The 6,873-nt window shown below is 49.6% G+C and carries 6 protein-coding genes and 2 pseudogenes; 5 read left to right on the forward strand and 3 right to left on the reverse strand.

The features are described from left to right. Positions 1 to 261: IS1 family transposase (locus BHE85_RS08895; protein WP_000317683.1), on the forward strand; the 261-nt coding region annotated here is incomplete at its 5' end. Positions 262 to 617: 356 nt separating this feature from the next. Here BHE85_RS08895 and BHE85_RS08900 read toward each other — a convergent pair. Next, positions 618 to 840 (reverse strand): annotated as a pseudogene (locus BHE85_RS08900) (hypothetical protein). Between the two features lie 401 nt (positions 841 to 1,241). Between BHE85_RS08900 and aphA the strand changes: the two are divergent. The 3 genes from aphA (at position 1,242) to BHE85_RS08915 (ending at position 2,842) form a co-directional block, all read left to right on the forward strand. Continuing rightward, positions 1,242 to 1,955, forward strand: a complete 714-nt coding sequence (gene aphA / locus BHE85_RS08905; RefSeq protein ID WP_001226928.1) for an acid phosphatase AphA — start codon at positions 1,242 to 1,244, stop codon at positions 1,953 to 1,955. Positions 1,956 to 2,065: 110 nt separating this feature from the next. Further along, positions 2,066 to 2,482: a secondary thiamine-phosphate synthase enzyme YjbQ gene (locus BHE85_RS08910; protein ID WP_000270377.1), complete on the forward strand. Its 417-nt coding sequence runs from the start codon at positions 2,066 to 2,068 to the stop codon at positions 2,480 to 2,482. A 3-nt stretch (positions 2,483 to 2,485) separates the two neighbouring features. After that, positions 2,486 to 2,842, forward strand: a complete 357-nt coding sequence (locus tag BHE85_RS08915; protein WP_000155649.1) for an MmcQ/YjbR family DNA-binding protein — start codon at positions 2,486 to 2,488, stop codon at positions 2,840 to 2,842. A 34-nt stretch (positions 2,843 to 2,876) separates the two neighbouring features. On the opposite strand, the gene uvrA is transcribed toward BHE85_RS08915, so the two are convergent. Next, positions 2,877 to 5,699 carry an excinuclease ABC subunit UvrA gene (gene uvrA / locus BHE85_RS08920; RefSeq protein WP_000357740.1) on the reverse strand — a complete coding sequence of 941 codons (2,823 nt, stop codon included), beginning with the start codon at positions 5,697 to 5,699 and terminating at the stop codon, positions 2,877 to 2,879. 253 nt (positions 5,700 to 5,952) lie between these two features. On the opposite strand from uvrA, the gene ssb1 reads away from it, so the two are divergent. Then, complete coding sequence (ssb1, locus tag BHE85_RS08925) at positions 5,953 to 6,489, forward strand: single-stranded DNA-binding protein SSB1 (RefSeq protein WP_000168305.1); 537 nt, start codon at positions 5,953 to 5,955, stop codon at positions 6,487 to 6,489. A gap of 100 nt (positions 6,490 to 6,589) precedes the next feature. On the opposite strand, the pseudogene BHE85_RS08930 reads toward ssb1, so the two are convergent. Then, positions 6,590 to 6,873, reverse strand: a pseudogene (locus BHE85_RS08930) (IS4 family transposase); the annotation flags it as partial.

Below are 6,873 nucleotides of genomic sequence, written 5' to 3' on the forward strand. Positions count from 1 at the left end.
ACACTGGAGCGTCTTCTGAGCCTGCTGTCGGCCTTTGAGGTCGTGGTATGGATGACGGATGGCTGGCCGCTGTATGAATCACGCCTGAAGGGAAAGCTGCACGTTATCAGCAAGCGTTACACTCAGCGCATTGAGCGACATAATCTGAATCTGAGACAACATCTGGCAAGGCTGGGACGGAAGTCACTGTCGTTCTCAAAATCGGTGGAGCTGCATGACAAGGTCATCGGGCATTATCTGAACATAAAACACTATCAGTAAGTTGGAGTCATTACCTTCCTTTCCCTATTTTTTCGTGTGGAGTAATAATTTCTGCACATCTAACCATTATTAAATTTAATAATAAGTATCGGGTTTGTTACGATAGAATATTTCTATATCCTCAAGAATATGCTTTGCCTTATTGCCTGTGACTTTCTGAGATTCAATTATAGTATCGTTAAATTCTAATGTTAAAGAGAACTCTTTTTTTCCGCTTTGTGTAAGTTTAACCTTATATTGATTACCAATATCAAATAAAAAGGTCCTGTAATGAGAATAATCACCTTTAACCTCCTCGGCAAAACAGCAAAGCGTGCAAATATACATAAAGTCTTTCTTACCCCTGATTTTGTTAACTAAATCAATAAATGCGTGAAAAACTTTACTTGCAATAGAACTTGATACTTCTTCTCCAAGTCTACAAAAATCTTTTGCAATTTTTAACTGTGTTTCTATGTATAAAAAGAAATCTTTGACATAAGAAAAATCTTTGGCATAAGAGATATCTTTATTATTTAGTGCATCTAGCTCAACAGGTAAAGATGTCGTTTTGTTGCTATTCATATATGATATATTCATATCATCATCTCCATCGCGAGTAATAAAATTAATCACCATTGTAGGATAGGGTTCTGGTCAATCAGGAATCATCTTTATAAACTTCGATTGTTTTTGTAATGCTGTATCATTAAGTTCATTAAATCGTACAGCAGATAAATGTTCTATCAAATTTCGCTCATTTGCAGAGGATTCATCATAATAAACGTAAAATTAATGTATCCTTACATCGAGTAATAAACATTTTTTATACAAAAAAAGACAGGAACGTATTTACTGGGTTAAATATAATCATCCTGCTTTTCATCACAAAAACCGCAGATAATCCTTCCTTTCCCCTGCAGCTGGCGTTATGGTCAGATGGTTTTTGCAACAAATCTCACAATAAAAAGTTTCAACATACTGACTATTTAGGGAAAAATATGCGCAAGATCACACAGGCAATCAGTGCCGTTTGCTTATTGTTCGCTCTAAACAGTTCCGCTGTTGCCCTGGCCTCATCTCCTTCACCGCTTAACCCTGGTACTAACGTTGCCAGGCTTGCTGAACAGGCACCAATTCATTGGGTTTCGGTCGCACAAATTGAAAATAGCCTCGCAGGGCGTCCGCCAATGGCGGTGGGGTTTGATATCGATGACACGGTACTTTTTTCCAGCCCGGGCTTCTGGCGCGGCAAAAAAACCTTCTCGCCAGAAAGCGAAGATTATCTGAAAAATCCTGTGTTCTGGGAAAAAATGAACAATGGCTGGGATGAATTCAGCATTCCAAAAGAGGTCGCTCGCCAGCTGATTGATATGCATGTACGCCGCGGTGACGCGATCTTCTTTGTGACTGGTCGTAGTCCGACGAAAACAGAAACGGTTTCAAAAACGCTGGCGGATAATTTTCATATTCCTGCCACCAACATGAATCCGGTGATCTTTGCGGGCGATAAACCAGGGCAAAATACAAAATCGCAATGGCTGCAGGATAAAAATATCCGAATTTTTTATGGCGATTCTGATAATGATATTACCGCCGCACGCGATGTCGGCGCTCGTGGTATCCGCATTCTGCGCGCCTCCAACTCTACCTACAAACCCTTGCCACAAGCGGGTGCGTTTGGTGAAGAGGTGATCGTCAATTCAGAATACTGACAGAGCGGGAGAGCGTGATGCTCTCCCGAATGCTGTTTTTTTAATCACACCTTTATCCTTTCGCTGTCTTGCTGCAAACTGATTAAGAGAGTTTTATCAAGGAGCAGCACATGTGGTATCAAAAGACGCTCACGCTTAGCGCCAAATCTCGTGGGTTTCATCTGGTAACGGATGAAATTCTGAATCAGCTGGCTGATATGCCGCGCGTTAACATCGGCTTACTGCATCTGTTGCTGCAACATACCTCCGCCTCTCTGACACTTAATGAGAACTGCGATCCCACCGTACGCCACGACATGGAGCGTTTTTTCCTCCGCACCGTTCCCGACAACGGAAATTATGAGCATGACTATGAGGGAGCAGACGATATGCCTTCTCATATCAAATCCTCAATGCAGGGAACATCGCTTGTATTGCCGTTACATAAAGGGCGTATTCAGACCGGCACCTGGCAAGGCATCTGGCTGGGGGAACATCGCATCCACGGCGGATCGCGTCGCATCATCGCGACACTACAAGGGGAGTAAAAAATGACCATTTCGGAGTTGCTACAATATTGCATGGCAAAACTAGGCGCAGAACAGAGCGTGCATAACGACTGGAAAGCGACGCAGATCAAAGTGGAAGATGTACTGTTTGCGATGGTGAAAGAAGTAGAAAATCGCCCAGCTGTTTCGCTGAAAACCAGCCCGGAGCTGGCGGAGCTGCTACGTCAGCAGCACAGCGATGTGCGTCCTAGCCGCCATCTGAATAAAGCGCACTGGAGCACCGTGTATCTCGACGGTTCGCTGCCGGATTCGCAAATCTATTATCTGGTGGATGCGTCTTATCAGCAGGCAGTGAATTTACTACCGGAAGAAAAGCGTAAATTGCTGGTACAACTCTGAAAGGAAAAGGCCGCTCAGAAAGCGGCCTTAACGATTACAGCATCGGCTTGAGGAAGCGTGCCGTATGCGAAGCTTCGCACTCCGCGACGGTTTCTGGCGTACCGGAGACGAGGATTTCGCCGCCGCCACTGCCGCCTTCTGGTCCCAGGTCGACAATCCAGTCAGCGGTTTTGATCACGTCGAGATTGTGCTCAATCACCACAATGGTATTGCCCTGATCGCGCAGTTTATGCAGCACGTCGAGGAGTTGCTGAATATCGGCGAAGTGCAGACCGGTGGTCGGCTCGTCGAGAATATACAGCGTCTGCCCGGTGCCGCGTTTTGACAGCTCACGCGCCAGCTTCACGCGCTGGGCTTCACCACCAGAAAGTGTGGTTGCGGACTGCCCCAGGCGAATGTACGTCAGACCAACGTCCATCAACGTTTGCAGCTTACGCGCCAGAGCTGGCACCGCATCAAAGAACTCACGCGCCTCTTCGATGGTCATATCCAGCACTTCGTGGATGGTTTTGCCTTTGTACTTAATTTCCAGCGTTTCACGGTTATAGCGTTTACCTTTGCACTGATCGCACGGCACGTAGATATCCGGCAGGAAGTGCATCTCCACTTTGATCACACCGTCGCCCTGACAGGCTTCGCAGCGCCCGCCACGGACGTTAAAGCTGAAACGTCCTGGCGTATAACCACGCGCACGGGATTCCGGTACGCCCGCAAACAGTTCGCGCACAGGTGTAAACACGCCGGTATAGGTCGCCGGGTTAGAACGTGGAGTACGACCAATTGGGCTTTGGTCGATATCGATCACTTTATCGAAATGCTCCAGCCCCTGAATATCGCGATACGGTGCCGGTTCGGCGATGGTCGCACCATTCAACTGGCGTTGGGCAATCGGGAACAGTGTGTCGTTAATCAGCGTCGATTTACCGGAACCTGAAACCCCTGTGATGCAGGTAAACAGACCGACTGGCAGCGTGAGCGTCACGTCCTTCAGGTTGTTGCCGCGTGCACCTGTCAGCTTCAGCACTTTTTCTGGATTCGCCGGAACGCGTTTCTTCGGCACTTCAATCTTGCGTTTACCGCTCATGTACTGCCCGGTCAACGATTCAGGCACCGCCATGATCGCTTCCAGCGGACCTTCTGCGACCACTTCACCGCCGTGAACACCCGCACCAGGACCGATATCGATCACATGGTCAGCGGCGCGAATTGCGTCTTCGTCATGCTCCACCACAATCACGGTATTACCGAGATCGCGCAGATGGATAAGCGTACCCAACAGGCGCTCGTTATCGCGCTGGTGCAGGCCGATAGACGGCTCGTCCAGTACATACATAACGCCAACCAGGCCCGCACCAATCTGGCTCGCCAGACGGATACGCTGGGCTTCACCGCCGGAAAGTGTTTCTGCCGAGCGGGAAAGTGTCAGGTAATTCAGGCCGACGTTAACGAGGAATTTCAGACGATCGCCGATCTCTTTAAGGATTTTTTCTGCAATCTTCGCCCGCTGACCAGCTAGTTTGAGATTGTTGAAGAATTCCATCGCATGACCGATGCTCATGTCGGAGATAGCAGGCAGCGGCGTATTCTCGACATAAACGTGGCGCGCTTCCCGACGCAGACGCGTCCCTTCGCAGCTGGCGCATGGGCGATTGCTGATAAACTTGGCTAATTCTTCACGTACCGCACTGGATTCTGTCTCTTTATAACGGCGCTCCATATTGTGCAGCACGCCTTCGAACGGATGACGACGGATGGAGGTATCGCCACGATCGTTCATGTATTTGAATTCAATGTTTTCTTTGCCAGAACCGTACAACACCACTTTATGCACGTTCGCGCTCAGGCTGCCCCACGGCGCTTCGACGTCGAACTTATAGTGATCTGCCAGCGATTTCAGCATCTGGAAGTAATAGAAGTTGCGGCGATCCCAGCCACGGATCGCACCGCCAGCCAGTGACAGCTCGGGGTTTTGGATCACGCGGTCAGGATCGAAATATTGCTGTACGCCAAGGCCGTCACAGGTTGGGCAGGCACCTGCCGGGTTGTTAAACGAAAACAGTCGTGGCTCCAGTTCACGCATACTGTAGCCGCAAATTGGGCAGGCGAAGTTGGCGGAGAACAGCAGCTCTTCCGCTTTCGGGTCGTCCATATCCGCCACTACCGCTGTACCACCGGAAAGCTCCAGCGCGGTTTCAAACGACTCCGCAAGACGTTGGGTAAGATCGTCACGCACCTTGAAGCGATCAACCACCACTTCAATAGTGTGTTTCTTTTGCAGTTCCAGTTTCGGCGGATCGGAAAGATCGCAGACTTCGCCATCAATACGAGCACGGATGTAACCCTGGCTTGCCAGGTTCTCCAGCGTTTTGGTGTGTTCGCCTTTGCGTTCTTTAATGATTGGCGCGAGTAGCATCAGACGCTTGCCTTCCGGCTGCGACAGCACGTTATCCACCATCTGGCTGACGGTTTGCGCCGCCAGCGGGACGTCGTGGTCCGGACAGCGCGGTTCGCCGACGCGGGCGAACAACAAACGCAAATAGTCGTGGATTTCGGTGATTGTCCCCACCGTAGAACGCGGGTTATGAGACGTCGATTTCTGCTCAATTGAGATGGCAGGAGAAAGCCCCTCAATATGATCGACGTCCGGCTTTTCCATCAGTGACAGAAACTGCCGCGCGTAGGCGGAAAGGGATTCAACGTAACGGCGCTGCCCTTCGGCATATAAGGTGTCGAAAGCGAGCGAGGATTTGCCAGAACCCGAAAGCCCGGTCACGACAATGAGCTTGTCGCGGGGGATAACGAGGTTGATGTTTTTGAGATTATGGGTGCGGGCGCCCCGAACTTCGATCTTATCCATTCACCTTTCCCGGATTAAACGCTTTTTTGCCCGGTGGCATGGTGCTACCGGCGATCACAAACGGTTAATTATGACACAAATTGACCTGAATGAATATACAGTATTGGAATGCATTATCCGGAGTGTTGTGTAACAATGTCTGGCCAGGTTTGTTTCCCGGAACCGAGGTCACAACATAGTAAAAGCGCTATTGGTAATGGTACAATCGCGCGTTTACACTTATTCAGAACGATTTTTTTCAGGAGACACGAACATGGCCAGCAGAGGCGTAAACAAGGTTATTCTCGTTGGTAATCTGGGTCAGGACCCGGAAGTACGCTACATGCCAAATGGTGGCGCAGTTGCCAACATTACGCTGGCTACTTCCGAATCCTGGCGTGATAAAGCGACCGGCGAGATGAAAGAACAGACTGAATGGCACCGCGTTGTGCTGTTCGGCAAACTGGCAGAAGTGGCCAGCGAATATCTGCGTAAAGGTTCTCAGGTTTATATCGAAGGTCAGCTGCGTACCCGTAAATGGACCGATCAATCCGGTCAGGATCGCTACACCACAGAAGTCGTGGTGAACGTTGGCGGCACCATGCAGATGCTGGGTGGTCGTCAGGGTGGTGGCGCTCCGGCAGGTGGTAATATCGGTGGTGGTCAGCCGCAGGGCGGTTGGGGTCAGCCTCAGCAGCCGCAGGGTGGCAATCAGTTCAGCGGCGGCGCGCAGTCTCGCCCGCAGCAGTCCGCTCCGGCAGCGCCGTCTAACGAGCCGCCGATGGACTTTGATGATGACATTCCGTTCTGATTTGTCATTAAAACAATAGGTTATATTGTTTTAAGGTGGATGATTAAAGCATCTGCCAGCCATAAAAAAGAAGCCTCCGTTATGGAGTAATGCCAGTCAGTTAAGCAACTGACTGGCTCTTTTTCGGGGCTGTGGGGTATTTCCAGGGCCTCTCCTTTACCACTCTCGGAAGGCCCTTCCCCTTCTCGTCGGTAATTTCACAAGTTGTCCCATACTTGCAAGATCGCGCATCAGCTCCGGTATACGTCCCGGTGAAGCGCCCTGCAATGTCATCAGCATTCTCATCACCATTCCGCATGATTCTGAGAAACTCAGTTGATTCGGCCAGTAACCTTTCAGATGTTCCGCCATTTTAATCATCTGATATCTCACCAGATTATAAGC

The sequence above is a fragment of the Shigella sp. FC1567 genome (genome assembly GCF_001743015.1).
GTDB classification, from domain to species: Bacteria; Pseudomonadota; Gammaproteobacteria; order Enterobacterales; family Enterobacteriaceae; genus Escherichia; species Escherichia coli.